The sequence below is a fragment of the Ruegeria sp. CH8 genome, from assembly GCF_056536985.1.
In genome coordinates, this window is the sequence record NZ_JBQFQR010000020.1 from 32625 (window position 1) to 50365 (window position 17741).

The 17741-nt window shown below is 58.0% G+C and carries 19 protein-coding genes and 1 pseudogene; 7 read left to right on the plus strand and 13 right to left on the minus strand.

What is annotated here, in order from left to right; all coding sequences use genetic code 11:
• Window positions 1–6: 6 nt before the first annotated feature.
• From ACR0ER_RS19725 to ACR0ER_RS19735, 3 genes are all read left to right on the plus strand, one after another.
• Window positions 7–1080, plus strand: a complete 1074-nt coding sequence (locus ACR0ER_RS19725) for a 2Fe-2S iron-sulfur cluster-binding protein (protein ID WP_480770394.1) — start codon at window positions 7–9, stop codon at window positions 1078–1080.
• A gap of 13 nt (window positions 1081–1093) precedes the next feature.
• A complete protein-coding gene (locus ACR0ER_RS19730) occupies window positions 1094–1855 on the plus strand; it encodes a Phenylacetic acid catabolic protein (RefSeq protein ID WP_480770395.1) in 762 nt (253 codons plus the stop codon).
• 191 nt (window positions 1856–2046) lie between these two features.
• Window positions 2047–2550: a DJ-1/PfpI family protein gene (locus ACR0ER_RS19735; protein ID WP_480770421.1), complete on the plus strand. Its 504-nt coding sequence runs from the start codon at window positions 2047–2049 to the stop codon at window positions 2548–2550.
• Here ACR0ER_RS19735 and ACR0ER_RS19740 read toward each other — a convergent pair.
• A complete protein-coding gene (locus tag ACR0ER_RS19740) occupies window positions 2474–2806 on the minus strand; it encodes a hypothetical protein (RefSeq protein ID WP_480770396.1) in 333 nt (110 codons plus the stop codon). The two genes, ACR0ER_RS19735 and ACR0ER_RS19740, sit on opposite strands and share 77 nt — an antisense overlap.
• A gap of 188 nt (window positions 2807–2994) precedes the next feature.
• On the opposite strand from ACR0ER_RS19740, the gene ACR0ER_RS19745 reads away from it, so the two are divergent.
• From ACR0ER_RS19745 to ACR0ER_RS19755, 3 genes are all read left to right on the plus strand, one after another.
• Complete coding sequence (locus ACR0ER_RS19745) at window positions 2995–3966, plus strand: helix-turn-helix domain-containing protein (protein ID WP_480770397.1); 972 nt, start codon at window positions 2995–2997, stop codon at window positions 3964–3966.
• A gap of 110 nt (window positions 3967–4076) precedes the next feature.
• Window positions 4077–5483 (plus strand): aldehyde dehydrogenase family protein, encoded by a 1407-nt coding sequence (locus tag ACR0ER_RS19750; RefSeq protein ID WP_480770398.1) that lies wholly within the window; start codon window positions 4077–4079, stop codon window positions 5481–5483.
• A 23-nt stretch (window positions 5484–5506) separates the two neighbouring features.
• The gene (locus ACR0ER_RS19755; protein ID WP_480770399.1) at window positions 5507–7417 is read left to right on the plus strand and encodes a copper amine oxidase; all 1911 of its coding nucleotides are present in this window, start codon (window positions 5507–5509) and stop codon (window positions 7415–7417) included.
• A 140-nt stretch (window positions 7418–7557) separates the two neighbouring features.
• Here ACR0ER_RS19755 and ACR0ER_RS19760 read toward each other — a convergent pair whose 3' ends face one another.
• Complete coding sequence (locus ACR0ER_RS19760; RefSeq protein ID WP_480770422.1) at window positions 7558–7971, minus strand: aminotransferase class III-fold pyridoxal phosphate-dependent enzyme; 414 nt, start codon at window positions 7969–7971, stop codon at window positions 7558–7560.
• On the opposite strand from ACR0ER_RS19760, the pseudogene ACR0ER_RS19765 reads away from it, so the two are divergent.
• A pseudogene (locus ACR0ER_RS19765) lies at window positions 7864–8555 on the plus strand (IS6 family transposase). The gene ACR0ER_RS19760 and the pseudogene ACR0ER_RS19765 sit on opposite strands and share 108 nt — an antisense overlap.
• Before the next feature lie 167 nt (window positions 8556–8722).
• Here the strand turns inward: ACR0ER_RS19765 and ACR0ER_RS19770 are convergent.
• From ACR0ER_RS19770 to ACR0ER_RS19820, 11 genes are all read right to left on the minus strand, one after another.
• The gene (locus ACR0ER_RS19770; RefSeq protein ID WP_480770400.1) at window positions 8723–9829 is read right to left on the minus strand and encodes an alpha-hydroxy acid oxidase; all 1107 of its coding nucleotides are present in this window, start codon (window positions 9827–9829) and stop codon (window positions 8723–8725) included.
• Complete coding sequence (gene comE / locus ACR0ER_RS19775) at window positions 9829–10383, minus strand: sulfopyruvate decarboxylase subunit beta (protein WP_480770401.1); 555 nt, start codon at window positions 10381–10383, stop codon at window positions 9829–9831. The genes ACR0ER_RS19770 and comE overlap by 1 nt, the downstream gene beginning before the upstream one ends.
• Window positions 10380–10886, minus strand: coding sequence for a sulfopyruvate decarboxylase subunit alpha (comD, locus tag ACR0ER_RS19780; protein WP_027256510.1), 507 nt, complete (start codon window positions 10884–10886; stop codon window positions 10380–10382). Before comD ends, comE begins: the two co-directional genes overlap by 4 nt.
• A 37-nt stretch (window positions 10887–10923) precedes the next feature.
• Entirely contained in the window at window positions 10924–11334 is a 411-nt protein-coding gene (locus ACR0ER_RS19785; protein ID WP_480770402.1) for a universal stress protein, read from the minus strand.
• A gap of 30 nt (window positions 11335–11364) precedes the next feature.
• Window positions 11365–12345, minus strand: coding sequence for an alcohol dehydrogenase catalytic domain-containing protein (locus ACR0ER_RS19790; protein ID WP_480770403.1), 981 nt, complete (start codon window positions 12343–12345; stop codon window positions 11365–11367).
• Window positions 12342–13103: an SDR family NAD(P)-dependent oxidoreductase gene (locus tag ACR0ER_RS19795; RefSeq protein WP_480770423.1), complete on the minus strand. Its 762-nt coding sequence runs from the start codon at window positions 13101–13103 to the stop codon at window positions 12342–12344. The genes ACR0ER_RS19790 and ACR0ER_RS19795 overlap by 4 nt, the downstream gene beginning before the upstream one ends.
• Complete coding sequence (hisD, locus tag ACR0ER_RS19800; protein ID WP_480770404.1) at window positions 13096–14403, minus strand: histidinol dehydrogenase; 1308 nt, start codon at window positions 14401–14403, stop codon at window positions 13096–13098. The genes ACR0ER_RS19795 and hisD overlap by 8 nt, the downstream gene beginning before the upstream one ends.
• Before the next feature lie 12 nt (window positions 14404–14415).
• A complete protein-coding gene (locus tag ACR0ER_RS19805) occupies window positions 14416–15744 on the minus strand; it encodes a TRAP transporter large permease (protein ID WP_480770405.1) in 1329 nt (442 codons plus the stop codon).
• 12 nt (window positions 15745–15756) lie between these two features.
• The gene (locus tag ACR0ER_RS19810) at window positions 15757–16269 is read right to left on the minus strand and encodes a TRAP transporter small permease (RefSeq protein ID WP_170332094.1); all 513 of its coding nucleotides are present in this window, start codon (window positions 16267–16269) and stop codon (window positions 15757–15759) included.
• Window positions 16270–16377: 108 nt separating this feature from the next.
• Window positions 16378–17523 carry a TRAP transporter substrate-binding protein gene (locus tag ACR0ER_RS19815; protein WP_170332096.1) on the minus strand — a complete coding sequence of 382 codons (1146 nt, stop codon included), beginning with the start codon at window positions 17521–17523 and terminating at the stop codon, window positions 16378–16380.
• A 22-nt stretch (window positions 17524–17545) separates the two neighbouring features.
• Window positions 17546–17731, minus strand: a complete 186-nt coding sequence (locus ACR0ER_RS19820; RefSeq protein ID WP_480770406.1) for a hypothetical protein — start codon at window positions 17729–17731, stop codon at window positions 17546–17548.
• Window positions 17732–17741 lie beyond the last annotated feature (10 nt).

The window sequence follows — 17741 nt, forward strand, 5'->3', positions numbered from 1 at the left end:
CACCGGATGGCACGTTTCCACGACCTGAAGGTCACCGATATCCACAAAACGATCCGTGATGCGGTGGTTTTGACGCTGGAGCCCGTAAACGGCGCAGCGGAAGAGTTTGACTTCACTGCGGGTCAATACCTGACGTTCCGCCGCGAATTTGAAGGCGAAGAGCTGCGCCGGTCCTACTCGATCTGCGCAGGCAAAGACGACGGCGTATTGCAGGTTGGTATCAAGCGTGTCGATGGCGGGGCGTTCTCTGGCTGGGCCAACACAGAGCTAAATGTCGGGGACATAGTCCAGGCCATGCCGCCGATGGGCAGTTTTCATGCTCCGATCGATGCGAATGCCGAAAAGCAATATCTCGGTTTTGCCGGAGGGTCGGGCGTTACACCCGTTCTGTCGATCCTCAAAACAACGCTCTCACGTGAACCCCAATCGCGGTTTACGCTGATCTATGCCAACAAGGGTATCAACACGATCATGTTCCGCGAAGAACTGGAGGACCTCAAGAACCTCTACATGGGTCGCCTCAACGTGATTCATATTCTCGAGACGGATTCCCAGGAAATCGACCTGTTCACAGGATTGGTGACACAGGAAAAATGCGCCGAGTTGTTCAAGCACTGGGTCGACATCGAAAACGTCGATACGGCGTTTATTTGTGGACCTGAACCAATGATGCTTGGCATTGCGGCTGCCCTGCGCGAACACGGGCTAGACGACAGCCAGATTAAATTCGAACTGTTCGCCAGCGCGCAGCCAGGCCGTGCAAAGCGTAAGGCAAGTTCTGAGGATGCCAACCGGACGGACAATCAGACCAGCGCGTCCATTACGCTGGATGGCTCTACCCAGACTCTCACGGTTCCCAAGGACTTGTCCATTCTCGATGCAGCTTTGGAGAATGCAATGGACGCCCCATACGCGTGCAAAGCCGGTGTATGTTCGACCTGTCGCTGCAAGGTGCTGGAAGGAGAGGTTGAGATGCTCGCGAACCACGCGCTTGAGGACTACGAGGTTGCGAAGGGCTATGTGCTGAGCTGCCAAGCCTATCCCGTAACAGACCGTGTGGTCGTGGATTTCGATCAGTAAAGGAGAGGTAGACATGACCGACACTATGACTCTTGACAGCTATCTTGCCGCGGGCGGCGTGCTGACCAACCCTTCAAATGTCCCACCGCGCTATCGCGCTGAGTTGCTGAAACTGATGGCAACCTTTGTGGACAGTGAACTGGCAGGCGCTGCCGGTTTCGCTGACGTAATAAACCTCGGGCCGGGAATTAAAGAACGCATTGCTGCCGCTAAGATCGTGCTTGAAAAAACGGATCATGCAAATCGTGTTCTTAACATTATGGGAGAGTTCGGAGCCGACACGGAACGCTACGTCAATCATCATCCGTGGACGGCCCGGTTAAGCCGGGATGCGGATATCGGAGCAACGCGTTCCGAACATGATATGCGCTTGGCTGTGTTCAACTATCCCTTCTCGGGTTGGACGGACGCTGTGATCATGAATTTGCTCATGAGCCGCGCCGTCGCCGAACAACTGGCTGAGTATTCTACGATTTCCTACCAACCTCTGGCCGAAGCGTTCCGTTCAATCGCACCGATCGAAGCTCATCATGGCGAATTGGCGATGGAAGGCGCAATTAAGTTGATCGAACGAGGCGAAGCTGAGCATATGCAGGTCTCGGTCGACTATTGGTGGCCTCGCGTCGCGGTGTCTTTCGGGGGCGACGATCCGAAACGGTTCGAGTTGTTAAAATCGCTTGGTCTGCGGCGGAATAAAAACAGTTCCCTGAGGGAGCGCTGGAGCCAGACGATGGATGACACGCTGAAGACTTTGGGACTGAAAACGCCTTTGTAGATCATTTGATTGGACTGAATTTGGGCCTGTCCTCTAGTCTGAGGCGAGGCCCACGTTTTTGGGGTAACAAGAAAGATTAGCAACGTAGGGGGCTTTATCAAACAGGGGTCCGGCGACTGATCATGATGTGCCATTCGGTAGCATTTCAGATTGTCGACTATCCGGGGGCTCAGAAATCCGCTCAATGGGGAATGAAAGACCTGTTGGATTATGCGAATACACAGGCCGAAAATCTTCGATCCTCGCTGTTCACAACTGAGATCGCGCCGCAACCAATTGGCCGACCTGGGGTTATCGTCTTTCCCCCTGCATTGTCTTCAGACCCACCCAAACTCCCGAGTGGGTGGCAGGATCGACTAGTAGAGCTTCACCGGCCCGGTACCGTTTTGGCGTCAGTTTGCTCTGGGGCTTTCCTGCTGGCAGAGACCGGATTGCTTGATGGTCGGCGCGTAACCACGCATTGGCGTCACTCGGCCGTGTTCCATCGGACCCATCCAAGCGCAATAATCGATACGGACCGTCTCTTGGTAGACTTGGGAAGCATTGTGACAGCAGGCGGTGTAATGGCATGGACCGATCTGACTTTGCATATGATTGAACGAATAGCTGGGCGTAAACTCATGCTGGATGTGGCCAGTACGGCCAAGTTGTCTGACCTTCGGTCAAGACCGATGCCAGAGCCTCGGACATGTTGACAGAGGTCAGACCCAGAACAGTGGCAAACAGAACAGCCAATGCTATCGGCGCCACCTTTATATCGCGAGAAGCGGCGTAGAACAGGCCGACATAGCTGATCACGGCGAACGAGATGATCTTGTCCTGATACGCATAGAAAGGCGTGTCATAGTAGACGAACAGAATAGGCAGCTTGATTCCAAAGAAATGAGCTGTGGCCATTGCGATGAAGTAGGCCACACAGGCCAGCAGGTCGAGGCATAGAAGGTTGGGCATCATGATATCCTAATCTTGGTTATGCTCCCTACATGCCCTGCAACGCACAATGAAATCAGAGGCGATATTGCCATCAATTGGGCTGATTCCGCTAAACCCGCCGAGCTTGCAGAATACAAAACGCTTTGCTGAAAACTCACATCACGGATACTCTTTAAGCTAATTCTGTCACAGCAAGCACGACACCCATGAAGCCACAGCCAGACAGCGCATATTTTAAACCGCTTGTGCGGACGAATTTACGTTCACGATCTGTAGAGGGGTTTTCTAGGGATCTGGAAAAGATCTGTGGGCAGTTTGCTGTCGAGTCCGGTATTGCCACGCGTGGACGCATTGACGGGGATATCTCCACTTTGCCGGTCTCACGTTTTGAGACGGCAATCGTATCGCTTGACGCTCAAAGGGTTTTTCGGGACGAGCGTATGATCCGAAAAGATCCCGGTGAGCACTTGTTTCTGCTCATCCAGGACAAGGGAAACTGCCGCATCCACCAAAATGATACATCAGTTTTGCTAGGCCCGGGCGACATGTATCTGGTCGACAGCGCGAAACGGTCCGAGTTTGTTTATGACGGGATAAACTCGCGTCAGGTCTCGATCCATTTACCACGTGACGAGATGGTCCATAGATTCGGTGAGATTTGCACCGGTGGTATCGCAGTAGACCGTAACGACCCCCTGTTTTTCGCCATACGTGCCGTGTTGGCCAAGATATTTACCGAGGAAGCCGCTGTAGCCCCGCAATTGGGCGAAGCCTTTCTGAGCTTGTTAGGTGCGTATTTCCGCTGTGTCAGCCATCAGGAAGACCAACGCGGGCGAGAAGCAAACGCGGTCCTCTCGCGCGCTCTTCAACTGATTGAACGGAACGCGACAGACCCTGCATTTGGGCCTCAGGCTTTGGCCGACGCGTTGCAGGTTTCCCCCCGGACACTTCAGCGTCATTTCGGAACTATTGGGGAAACCGCCAGCAAACGCCTTATGTCCGTGCGGCTTGAAACAGCGAAAGCCCGGCTAAAAGAGGTGAACTCTGACGTAGGGCGCGACACGATCGCTGCAGTTGCTTACGATTCCGGTTTCAACGACCTGTCGCATTTCTACAAGGTCTTTCGGGAACGATTTGGTGTCTCACCGGGAGCGGTGCGGAAGAATATGTCGTCCTAAACCATAATATTTGGCGCAAAACCCCAAGACTCGACCGACCGGTCGGATAATAATTCTCCCCAGCCTTGTTGCGTTCGCGCACGGGCATCGCGATTTAGGGAGGACAAGCCGTGATCGAATACGATCTGACTATCGGGGGTCAACCGGTATCTACCGCCGCCAGCTTTGACGTATTGAACCCGTCAACCGGTGAAGTTGCAGGGCGTGCGCCCAACGCAACAATCGCCGATCTGGACACTGCTGTTGCAGCTGCGAAAGCTGCTTTCCAAAGTTGGTCAGCCAAAACGGACGAAGAACTGCAAGCCGCATGCGAGGCTGTTGCGCAGAAGATTGGAGAACATTCCGAGGAGCTTGCACAGATCATCACAGCTGAGCAGGGAAAGCCGCTGAATGGCCTCGGGTCGCGCTGGGAAATGGGCGGGGCAGGGGCCTGGGCAGGATATACTGCCGGGCTGTCCCTGCCAATGAAAGTGCTGCAGGACAACAACGAAGGCCGCGTTGAATTGCACCGCAAGCCGCTGGGCGTTGTGGGTTCGATCACGCCTTGGAATTTCCCGGTGATGATTGCGATCTGGCACATCATGCCAGCGTTGCGTACCGGCAATACCGTTGTCGTCAAACCCTCGCCACTGACACCGCTTTCAACGCTGCGCCTTGTTCAGATCATGAACGAAGTACTGCCTGCGGGCGTCGTGAACGTGATCACCAGCGATGACAAGGGTGACAATATCGGCGGGGCCATGTCAGCTCATCCCGATATCCGCAAGATCGTCTTTACCGGCTCCTGTGCGACGGGGCAGAAGGTTATGGCCTCGGCAGCGGAAACCATGAAACGCCTGACGCTGGAACTGGGCGGCAACGACGCAGGTATCGTTCTGCCCGACGCAGACCCGCAAGCGACTGCCGAGGGTCTGTTCTGGGGTGGTTTCATCAATAACGGCCAGACCTGCGCTGCGATGAAGCGCCTCTATATCCACGAAAGCATCCATGATGAAGTTTGTGAAGCGCTTGTCGCCTTTGCGCGAAGCATCCCGGTGGGCGATGGGATGGATGACAGCGCAATCTTGGGCCCGGTTCAGAATAAGTTGCAGTTTGACAAAGTCAGCCGCCTGGTTGCCGACGCAAAAGACCGCGGCCAGGTACTGCTGGGAGGCGCGCCGGGCGACGGGTTGTTCTTCCCTCCCACGATCATAGCAGGGCTAAAAAATGGCGATCCGCTAGTCGATGAAGAACAGTTTGGCCCGGCGGTGCCAATCATCAAATATTCGGATGTGGAAGACGCGATTACCGCAGCCAATGATAGCCCAAATGGGCTGGGCGGCTCGGTCTGGTCGTCCAATATCGACGCCGCCAAGGCCATTGCCAGCCGCATGGAATGTGGCTCTGTCTGGATCAACAAGCATGGTGCCATTCAACCCAACGCCCCGTTTGGCGGGGTCAAATCATCTGGGGTTGGCGTTGAATTCGCCGACGAAGGTCTGGCGGAATACACTGACATTCAAGTCGTATTCAGCTGAAACACGTGAACAGGAGAGGAAATATGAAAATCAGGAATATCCTTGCCACGACAGCGTTGGGGGCCGTTTTCGCCGGCGGGGCCCTTGCGCATCCATTGGACGGGTTGACGCCCAATGAACTCCAACAGATCAACACGATCCTCAAGGAAAGCGGTACCGTCACGGACGAGACGCTGTTCCCTTTGATCGACTTGCACGAGCCATCAAAAGCTGAAGTTCTGGCTTGGAACGAAGGCGACGCACTGGATCGTAAAGCAATGGTGCACTACACCACTGACCAAGGTTTTAGTGAGGCGATCGTAAACATTACGCAAGGCACGGTTGAAGAGAACTTTACCATCGAAGGCTCGGGTCAGCCGATGGTTTTGTTCGCCGAATTCATCGGCGCGCTGGAAGGTGCTCTTGGCCATCCCGACATGATTGCAGGGCTGGAAGCGCGCGGGCTAACAAATGAAGACGCCTTTTGCTTACCTTTGACGGCGGGTAACTTCTTCACCCCTGATTTTGAGGGCACTCGCTTGATGAAAGTGCCGTGCTATCAGAACCCGGCCGGTTCAAACTTCTATGCAAAACCGATCGAAGGACTGTTTGCGGTCTATGACATTGGCAAGCAAGAAGTCATTGAGGTCATCGACAAAGGTGCTATTCCGCTGCCCGAGGATCCTTGGGGTTACACGGTAGAAGAGGTTGCCGAACGCGCCGAGCTGCGCCCGGAAACCAACAAGGTTCTGCTGACACAGGAAGGTGGTCCGAACTACACGCTGGACGGCGGCCATTTGGAATGGGACATCTGGCGCATGAACCTACGTGCGGAAAAGCGTGCCGGTCTGGTTGTTTCGAACATCGACGTGAACGATCAAGGCAACTGGCGTTCGGTCATCTATCAAACCCACCTGTCTGAAGTGTTTGTGCCATACATGGACCCGACCGACGGCTGGTACTGGCGGACCTATATGGACAGTGGCGAATACGGGTTCGGTCTGTTCCTGACCCCGCTGCGCGCGGGTGTTGACTGTCCCGAGTATGCAACCTTCCTGCCCGCTGTAATCGCGGACGATGCGGGTATGCCGCTGGAAATCCCGGATGCGATCTGCATTTTCGAGCGTAACATCGGCGATCCGGCCTGGCGCCATTTTGAGATTTTTGCTCAGACGCCCGACAACTTCGTTCCGGCAGAAGGTCGCTCGGAAACAGAACTGGTTGTCCGCACCGCGTCGGAGGTCGGCAACTACGATTATCTGATCGACTACCGCTTCAAGCAGGACGGTCAGATGTTCATCAAGATCGGCGCGACTGGTCTGGATGCGGTCAAGGGCGTAGTGTCGACTTCGATGGACGACCCGACGGCTGCGGAAGATACGAAGTACGGCACATTGATTGCACCGCATCTGGTTGCGGCCAACCATGATCATTACTTCAACTTCCGTATCGACTTTGACATCGACCAGCCGGTCAACCACATGGGTTTGATGGAAATCATCCCGGCCGAAGTGCCTGCGGACAGCCCGCGCAAGTCGATGTGGACATGGCAGCACGTGATGCCCGACAGTGAGCTGGACGCACGCTATCGCTTCAGTGCATCCAAGCCTCGTCACGTCCATATCTCGAACCCGCAGGCTGAAGGGTATCTGGGCCATACGCCGGGCTGGATGATCCACCACGGCTCGATCGCTTACGGTCCGTTCGACTTCGAAAACGACCCGCCGTTCAAACGCAACGCCTATATCGAGTATTCCTCGTGGACGACTGTGTATGACCAAGAGCAGCGCTATGCGGGTGGTAAATACGCGATGCAAAGCGACGGTTCGGACACACTGGCGGAATGGGTCAAAGAGGACAAACCGCTGATGGGTCAGGATATCGTGTCCTGGTTCACCGCAGGGTTCCACCACATCCCTCGAATGGAAGACTGGCCGGTCATGTCGACCGAGTGAAAGACGGTTCACATCATGCCGTTCAATTTCTTTGCCCATAACCCGGCACTGACGATCCGCGAGTGATAACGGGAAAATGAAACCAAAAAGGGCGGCCTATTGTAGGTCGCCCTTATTACGTTTTTGGATGAGCAGATATTTTACTGATAGCGTAGTAGCACTGAACGCAAGCTCCCCAGAATCTGATCGGCCTGTTGCATTTTCAGGATAAGCGGCGGTGAAAGAATGATGTTGTTTGCGTTGATCCGTACCAAAACGCCGTCATCGCAGAGCTCCTGATAGATGCGGCGCATCTCAGGCGCGAGTTCGGGCTCTTTCGTTGCCCGATCCCTCACCAATCCAATTGCCAACATCAACCCTTGGCCACGAATGTCTCCAATCCGGGGGCAGGTCTTGTCAGAAGAACTTTGCTTGAGCGGAGCAGGGCGGTTGCGTAGCTTTTGCCCATGACCAGACCTGCCTGTTTCAAATTCTTTAAAACCAGCCCCGAGATCATTCGCCTTGCGGTGATGCTGTACATCCGTTTCCCGCTCTCGCTTCGGAATGTCGAAGATCTACTGCATGAGCGAGGCATCGACGTGAGCCACGAAGCTGTCCGATGTTGGTGGAGCAGGTCCGCCCGATGTTTACCGCTGAGATAAGGCGGAAGCGTGTTCAGCAGCTGCGCGCGTTCTCCAAATGGCAGTGGCACGTGGAAGAGGTTTTCGTGAAGGTGAATGGCAAGCGGCATTATCTTTGGAGGGCCGTTGACCACGAAGGCGAGGTGCTGGAAACCATTGTTGCCAAACGCCGAAAAAAAGCTGCAGCACTGAAATTCCTCAAGAAATTGTTGAAGAGGCACGGTAGAGCGGGAAACGTCCTCCCTGATCGCTTTGCGTAATACAGGGCCGCGCTCAGAGAGCTTGGTGCACCCGAAAAACAGCAGAAGGGCGGGTGGCTCAACAACCGCGTCGAGAATTCGCATCTGCCGTTTCGACGACGCGAACGCGCGATGCAGCGTTTCAGGCGCACGCGAAGTTTATAGAAATTCACCTCCGTACATTCTTCCGTATACAACCACTTCAACTAGGAAAGATCGCTCGCCAGCCGAGACACCTTCAAGCTGACCCGCGCCACCGCTCTTGCCGAGTGGCGCTAACTTGGTGCGTCATAAAAGGCAGCTATACTGGCCTGCCAGAGACTGGTTCGAGTTTGTCTGACAGCACCTGAGCATCTTTTTGTGCGTAGCAACGCGGCGTCAATAGCCGCCATCCCTACCTGATGCAGTGAGAATTTGTCAGGGAATTCAACAGTACTTTGCCAGTGCTACCCTTGCAAACTGCCGCCAGTCAGTGAAGTTCGCCCGGTTAGTGCCATGGCGACACTTAACTCTTCACTAAGAGCATCCCACAGTTGGTCCAGGCCTTGCTCCCCAGCAGCCGCGATCGCATATTGCAGAATTCGTCCGATGAAAACGAAGTTTGCGCCAAGTGAAAGAGCTTTGAGAACGTCTTCGCCCGATCGGATGCCACTATCGTAGAAGAGAGGAAAATCCGGCCCGAGATCGGCGCGGATTTTTGCAAGAATCTCAATCGGGGCTGGCGCAGCCTCCAGCTGCCGCGCACCGTGGCTGGAGACCTGAATGGCATCAACACCCGCAGACACCAGCGCGCGGGCGTCTTCGATATCAAGCACTCCCTTTACCACGAGTTTGCCGGGCCAGAGATCGCGCAGCCGGGCAAGCGTGTCCCAAGTTGCCCGTGCCCGGCTTTCGGTGCGGTTGAAGTCATAGCCCTCCATCTTAAAATTCGCCATCACCGGCTTGCCCTTAATCAGGGCCGCCAGCGACCAGCGCGGATGCAGGGCAAAGTCGATGAACTGCCGCGGGCCGATGCGAAACGGCATTTTGAAGCCATGGCGCAGTTCGCGCGGGCGGCGGCCGACCTCAGGCACATCAACCGTCAGCACCAACGTCTGGTAACCGGCTGCTCGGGCGCGCTCAGCCAGCTTGAAGGTGCCGCTGCCGTCGCCGCTGAAATAGAGCTGGAACCAGGCGTGGCCCTCAGCCGCCTCGAGAATGGTCTCCAGCGGGGTTGAGGCGACGGTGGAGACCCCGTGCGGCACGCTGTAGCGCGCCGCCAGCCGGGCCAGCATCAGGTCGGCGCCGGGGGCTGCTAGGTTGCACATGCCCATCGGCGCGATGCCAAAGGGTCGACCGGCCTCGGCGCCAAAGAGCCTTACGGCCAGCGAACGCTCGCTGACATCGCGAAGGATACGGGGCCGCAGGGTAATGGCATCCAGCGCAGCGCGGTTGAGCGCCGGCCCGGTTTCCTGCCCGGCGGCCCCGTCGATGTAGTCAAACACCATCCAGGGCAGCCGACGCCGCGCCAGGCGGCGGGCGTCCTCTGCCGAATGGATGGCACCTGCGCCCATCAGCCGGCCACGGCCTTCATGAAGCGGTCGCGGATCACCACCGGGTCCATGGTGATCACCGGCATCTTGGCATTACCGCTGTCGCATTTGACCACCAGCACCGTTGCCTCGCCGCTGGCCAGCGCCTCCTCCAGCGCAGGTCCGGTCTCCTTGTCCTGCACCTCCACCACGCGGGCACAGCCGGCAGCGCGGGCCATGCCGGCCAGATCGGTGCGTTGGCTGGTATAGGTCGGCTGGTCACCGGTGGAGCCATAGGAGCCGTTGTCGATGATCATCAGGATGTAATTCCCGGGCGCGTTGTTGCCGATAGTGGGCAGCGTGCCGAGGTTGGTGAGGATCGAGCCGTCGCCGTCGATCACGATCACCGATTTCGGCTGCGCCAGCGCCAGACCCAGCCCGATGGAGGAGGCAAGCCCCATGGTGCCCAGCATGTAGAAATTGGTGGGCTGGTCGTCGATCGCGTGCAGTTCTTGTGACGGAATGCCGATATTGCAGACCACCAGCTGGTCGCGCAGGATGGGCGCGATCTCTTTCAGGATGTCGGAACGGATCATTGGTCGCCATAGCCTCCCCAGAAATTGGCGTCGGTCAGGATGGCAACGGGCTTGTTGCACATGAAGGTGTATTTCAGGATGTTGTCCAGCTCTTCGACGTCCTTCTGCCAGTGGAAGTGGTAGGTCGGGATGTTGAGCTGGGCCAGGAGCGCCTTGGTATGCACCGCCATTTCCACCTGGCAGGCCACCGGCTCGCGCAGCTCTCCACGGTACGAAATCAACATGGGCAGCGGCATCCGGTAGTACTGGATCAGCGTCGCCAGCGTGTTGATGGTGACCCCGATGGCGGTGTTCTGCATGATGATTGCCGGGCGCTTGCCGCCCATCCAGGCGCCGGCGCAGAGCCCCATGCCCTCATCCTCCTTGTTGGAGGGGATGTGAAAGATGTCGTCGCGCTGGTCGATCTCCTCGATCACGCCGGCCAGCTGCTTACAGGGCACGGTCGTGACGAAGGAGACGCCGTTGGCGGCCAGATCGTCAGCGATCCTCTTGTCTATGTTCATGGTAGGTAGCCTTTACTTCGGGTGTCGTGTTTCGTTGTCATGCGGTTCGGCAGACGTGGACTGCGCACGGGGCGTGGCGGACCACGCGCGCAGCTGTCGAGCCGAGGAAAAAGTCGCTGAGGCCGGGTTTGTGAGAGCCGACGACGATGCAGTCTATGCCGTGTTTCTCAGCGTATTCGACAATGGCGCGGTAGGACCGGCCCTTGACGATCTCTGCGGTCACATTGCCATGGTCTGCGGTCTTCTTGGCAAGCAGCTGGCGGGCCTTGTCGAGGCCTTCGCGCACGGTGTCTTCATCCAGATACGCGGTGACTGAACTGTGCGGTGCTTCGTAGACATGCAGCGCAGTGATCTGCCCGCCCGAATTGCATAGGGTGGCAGCAGTCTTGAGCGTAGTGCTGGAAACCCCGTGATCCAGGGCCATGGGAACCAGGATTTTGTCATACATGGTTGCTCTCCGTTTGATTGGCGCGTGGGCTCAGGCCCAGGGGTCGAGGATGATCTTAGGCGCGGCTACCGCTCCGGACCGCAGGTCGCGAAAGGCGGCGGCGCCTTCCGACAGCGGCCGCTGTTCTGGCCAGTCCAACGGGCCGAGGCGGCCGTCAAAGATTGCCCGCGCGGTGTCGCGGAAGTCCTGCGCGGTATAGGTGTAGGTGCCGATGAAGGTGATTTCCTGCAGGGTCATACGCCTGATATCCAGGCCGCCGGCGTCCTCGCCCAGACCGACATGGGCAATCACCCCACCGGGCGCCGCGGCCACCGAAGCGGCCGCGCGGGTGGCGGCATAGCCGACGGCGTCGACTACCAGCGGCACCATGCCTTTGAACTCGGGAACGACTTGCTGGCTGCAACAGTCCACCAGAAAGGCCCTGCGCGCGTCGTTGGGTTCCTGGATGCTCACGTCCTCAATTCCCATCGCTCGCAGCGCCAACGCAGCCGCCAGCCCGATAGCGCCGCCGCCAATAACCAGCGCGGAGCGTTCCATTTCCGGCCGCAACGCCTCTAGTGCCAACCGGGCGGCGTGCCAGCTTACGGCCAGCGGTTCTGCCAGTGCGGCTTTTTCCAGCGGCACCTCGTCCGGCACGTTCACCAGGTTGCTCCCCGGCATTGCCACGAACTGGGCAAACGCCCCCTCGCGCGGCGGCATCGAGATGATCTGGCGGCTGGAGCAGAGGTTCTCGCGCCCGGCGGTGCATGCGGCGCAACTGCCGCATGTCACCAACGGGTTGATCGTGATCCGGCGGCCCGCCTGCGGTCCATCCTCGATCACTCCCGCGGCTTCATGCCCCAGGATCAGCGGCGCAGGCCTGCGATTGTCATGGCCCAGATAGGCGTGCATGTCCGAACCGCAGATGCCGGAGGCTTGGATGCGGATAAGATATTCGCCGGCCCGGACCGACGCCATCGGCACATCGCGGAACGCAAGCCTCTCAACCCCTTCATAAACCAAGGCTTTCATTTTGCAGTGAACCCTCCGTCGACCATCAGGACCTGCCCGGTTACATAGGAAGAGGCCTCTGAGCACAGGAACAGCAGCGGCCCGTCGATATCCTCCAGCCGGCCATTGCGGCCGATGCAGGTCTGCGCCGCGTTGCGGCTGGCACGGGCCTCATCGCCGAACACCGCCTGGGTCAGCTCGGTTGGGAAGAACCCCGGTCCGATCGCATTGGCGGTGATGCCGAAGGGCGACCAAGCCTCTGCCATGGCACGGGTCAGCTGGCCGATACCGCCCTTGCTGGCGCCATAGGCGATGCCGCCGGGAAAGGCGCGGGTGGTCTGGAGGGAGGCGAAATTGACGATCCGCCCCCAGCCCCGCTCCTTCATCGCAGGCACCAGCGCCTGGCTGAGGAAGAAAGGCACCGAGAGGTTCAGCGCCAGGGTCTGGTCCCAGCCCTCCGCCGTGACTTCATCTGCGGGTTGCCGCGTGTTGACACCCGCTGCGTGGATCAGGATGTCCGGCGCTCCGAAGGAAGCTGCAACAGCCTCCCGCAGCGCATCCAGCGCGCTACGATCCGCCACATCCGCCGCCACATAAACCGCACCGGAGCCGATCTCCGCACAGAGGCTTTCCAAAGCCTCCGTCCGACGGGCCACTGCGACCACCTGCGCCCCTGCAGCGGCCAGCGCGATCGCCGCCCGCCGTCCCAAGCCGGAACTGGCGCCGGTGATGCAGGCGGTTCGGCCTTCCAGGCTGAAAAGGGCGCGTGGATCAGCCATTTGCGGTGAGGTCGAAGGTTTCGTCCGGGAAATACTTGGCCAGCCGCACGTCGGCGGCACGGGCGTGGCCCTCCATTCCCTCCAGCCTTGCGATCCGCGCAGTGGCCTCTGCCACCGGTTTGGAGCCCTCGCGGGTGGCGCGCTGCCAGGTGACGATCTTCATGTATTTGTGAACCGACAACCCACCAGTGTAGCTTGCCGCGCGCGAGGTCGGCAGCACATGGTTGGTGCCGGCTGCCTTGTCGCCGTAAGAAACTGTGGTCTCTTCACCTAGGAACAGCGAGCCGTAGCAGGTAAGCCGCTCCAGCCACCAGTCCAGATCCTTTGCCTGCACGGTCAGGTGCTCGGGCGCGTATTCGTCGGAACAGGCCGCCATGTCCTCGCGGTCCGCACAGAGGATCACCTCGGCATAATCGCGCCAGGCGGCTGCGGCGTTCTCACGGTTCACCTCGGGCAGGTCGTTGATGTAATCCGGCACCAGTCGCATCACGTCTTCCGCCAGAGCGCGGTTGTCTGTAACCAGCCAGACCGGAGAGTTGTAGCCGTGCTCTGCCTGACTCACTAGATCGGTGGCGACGATGTGGGAATCCGCCGTTGCGTCGGCAAGGATCAGGCTGTCTGTCGGGCCTGCGATCATGTCGATGCCCACGCGGCCAAACAGAATACGCTTGGCCTCGGCGACAAACTGGTTTCCTGGACCCACCAGGATGTTTGCCTTGGGCAAGCCAAACAAACCGAAGGTCATTGCCGCTACTCCCTGCACGCCACCCAATGCCATGATTTTGTCCGCGCCGCAGATATGGGCGGCATAGATGATAGCCGGGGCCACACCCACGCCGGGGCGCGGCGGAGAACATGCGGTGATATGCTTGCACCCCGCCACCTTGGCGGTTGTCACAGTCATGATAGCGCTGGCGATATGGCTGTAGCGACCGCCCGGCACATAGCATCCGGCCGCATCCACCGGGATCGCCTTTTGTCCGGTGACAAAACCGGGCGAGATTTCCATTTCCACATCATGCACTGTGCCTTTTTGCAGTTGGGCAAAGCGGCGAACATTGTCGTGGGAAAATCGAATATCGGCCTTTAGTTTTTCCGGCACAAGTGCACAAGCGGCCTCGATCTCTTCCGGCGTCAGCAGTACGTTGCCCTCGTACTGATCGAACTTTGCAGCATATTCCAACGCCTTTGCGTCACCGCCGACTTCAATGTCGTCAAGAATACCCTGCACGATCTTATGGGTCTCAGAGGCATCCGACTTGGGGGTCAGAGCAGCTTTTTTCAGATATTCGCGGGTCATTACCAGAGAGTCCTATTTATAGATATCAGGAAGCAGCGTGGTCGAGATCGCCGGAATGTAGGCGATCAGCAGCACGACGATCAGCATTGTCAGAACAAAGGGCACGGCACGGGCGGCAATCTTCAGGATGGACTCGCCGGTAATGCCGGAGACGACAAAGAGGTTTAGCCCCAAAGGTGGTGTGATAAAGCCAACGCCCAGTGCGGTGATCATCATGATGCAGAACTGGATCTCGTTCATGCCAATGTTGTCGGCCAGGGGCTTTAGGATTGGTGCCAGGATCACGATGTTGGGCGTTGTCTCCATGACGCAGCCCGCTGCGATCAGTATGCAGATCATCAACAGGATCAGCAGAGATGGATCATCGGTCAGCCCAGTTACAGCGGTTACAAAGCCCTGCGGCACGCCCATGATTGCCAGTGCCTCAGCCAGCGGCGCCGAGAAGGCGATGATCGGCAGGATCACCCCATTCACCTTGGCAGAACTGACAAGCATGGCCGGAAAGTCCGACAGTTTTAAAGTGCCCAGGATGAAGCCCATCATGATAGTGACGACAACCGCCGTAGCACCGGCTTCGGTCGGGGTCAGACGGCCGGAAAAGATGCCATAGAAGATGATCCCCGGCACGATGAAAGCATACCAGCCGGACTTCAGCGCGTGGCCCAGGTTGCCCAGCCACTCCAGCAAGCCCATGTTGCCGCCTGTCTCGTAGGTATAGAGCCGGTTCATGATGATATTAGTGATCAGAATCGACACCAGGATCGCCAGGCCCGGGATCAGCGCCGCAAGGAACAGGGTGGAGGCGGAAATGCCCAGCACCAGGCCGATGATGATATAGGCGATAGAGGGCGGGATCAGGATGCCGGTACAGGCGCCCGCCGCCACCAGCGCGCAGGCGTAGGGGCGCGGATAGCCGCTTTCGACCAACCGGTTGATGGTCATCCGCCCGACCGCTGCCGCACCGGCTGCGTCAGAGCCGGAGATCGCAGCGAACATGCCGCAGACCAGCACTGTGGCGGAGCCGAAGCCGCCCCGCGTCCAGCAGGTCAGTGCCTCCGCCACGTCCAGGAATTTCTTGCTGAGACCGGTCCGCACAAGCACGTCTCCTGTCAGGATGAACAGCGGAACCGCGGTCAGCGCAAAGGCGTCGATGCCGGTGAACAGGCTTTCGCCGATGGCGCTGAGCGGCAGGTCGCCCGACATCACCAGCATGGTAATCGCTGCCGCGCCAATGGCAGCCCAGACCGGTACCGCCAGCGCAATCAGCGCCACGAACATGATCACCGGTAGGTAGAAATCCCAGCCGAGCTCAACAGTTTGATTGAGTGAATTCCACAGCATTGCTCAGGCTCCTCAATCAAACAGCTTGTCGCCTTCAAAAACGGGCGTGCCGTCGCGAAGGCTGCGCAAATCGCGCCGGAAAGACTGGAGCAATCGCCAGATCATCAAGGTGAATCCCAGCGGTACTGCCGCAAGAAACCAGACCATCGAAATCCGTAGGCCATGGCTGACGGATCCGAACTTGGCTGAGACATGCACCGTTTCGAAGGACCAATAAAGCGCTACCAACGCGACTACGAACATCACCAGATCACCGAAGATGTAGATCAGCGCCTTGGTCCGCGGGCCAAGGTAATGCAGGATCACGTCGATCCGGATATGAGCGCGCTCTTTGACCGCCGCCGCAGCGCCGATCCAGGCCAGGTAAATGAAGGAATAACGGACGATTTCCTCGCCCCAGATCGAGGAATAGGCAAACAGCTCGCGCCGTATCACTTCAATCGCCATCGTGACGACCAGCATTGTGTAGAACACCAGAAGCAGCCAACGTTCTGCGTTCTGGTCGATGGTTCGCAGGATGTTCATTGCCATTCCCGGTGTTCAGGCACACCCTTTCGTCCAGCCTAGCGAGCTGCAGCGAAGGCGGCTGTTGAAGAATAGGGCGGGCGCTTATGCGCCCGGGCCCGGTAATGCTCAGGCGTCGTGCACGTAGTATTTTCCTTGCGTGCCTGCGGCCTCCTCGAGCTTGGCGAAATTGTCCATGGAGCCTGCAAGTTCAGTCTTGAAGGAATCCCATTCGCTAAGCTGATAACCGCCAGCTTCTTTCCACTCGCCCAGTTGGTCATCGCTAAGGGCATGGAATTCGACACCGGCCTTCGCCAGTTCCGCCATTGCATAGGCTCGGGCCGAAGGCACTTTGGCCAGGTTCTGATGCGCCGTCAGCTCGGATCCCCACATCACACCTTCCTGAACATCGGCAGGCAGCGAATTGAACCACTCGAGGTTACAGGAATAGACTTGGCTGTCCGGCACTGCCTGAGTGAATGTCACGTGGCTCAGGATGTCTTTGAAGCCAAAGACATAGAGTGCCCCGACAGATGGATCGAGCGCATCCGCGACGCCCTGTTTGATCGCCGAAGGCGTCTCACCCCAGGCCACAGGTGTCGGGTTGGCGCCAACCATGCGGTAATACTGCTGCAGCATTTTCGATCCCGGTACACGGAACTTCACTCCAGCCATGTCACCGGGTGACATCACGGCATTGCCACCTTTGCGCACTGCGACAACGCGGGGATCGATGTTCACATAGAACAGAGCTTTGAACCCGTTGGCTTCAACGTTGGGGTGTACCTCGGACTTCCAGAAGTCTGAATTCACCAGGTTGGTGAACCGCTGGTTGGAGCCGCAAAGATAAGGCATGTTGATCAGGTCAACGGTGGAAGCAAAAGGCGCGAAATTCGACAGCGAATGCTGCGCTGCCTGAATAGTGCCGCCCTGAACCTTTTGCACCAATGCACCACCGGCACCCAGCTGGCCTCCCGGCGCCAGTTTGACATAGATTTTCCCGTTGGTGGCGTTCTGGATGTTTTCCTTCAGATCCAACTGCATAATCGGATAGCTGCGCGACGCCCCCAATACATAGGCAGTGGCAACGGTCATGACATGATCTGCTGCACTCTCGCGCTCTTTCTCTTCCTTGGCGGTTTGAGCAGCGGCTTCTGAGGACCACAGCACACCGCCAGCACCGGCCACCACAGCCGCAGTGAATGAACCGGTTGAGGCCAGTTTCAGAAAATTCCGGCGCTCAGCAGATTTGAGGCCATCCTTGGCATTCGTCATTGTCTTCCTCCCTATTGATCCGTCAGCTGCCGTTTTTGTTCTTGTGGTCAGCTTCGCGTTTGAGAATGGCCGCTACGAACAGGATCGAGGCGGCAAACAGCACCAGCATCTCTCCGACATCCCCCAGAAAGCCACCGCCGCCGAATGCGCCCAAAGCGACATTGGCAAAGAACACGGCAAATACGGCGGCAGAAGACCAGAGAAACATCGCGAGATCC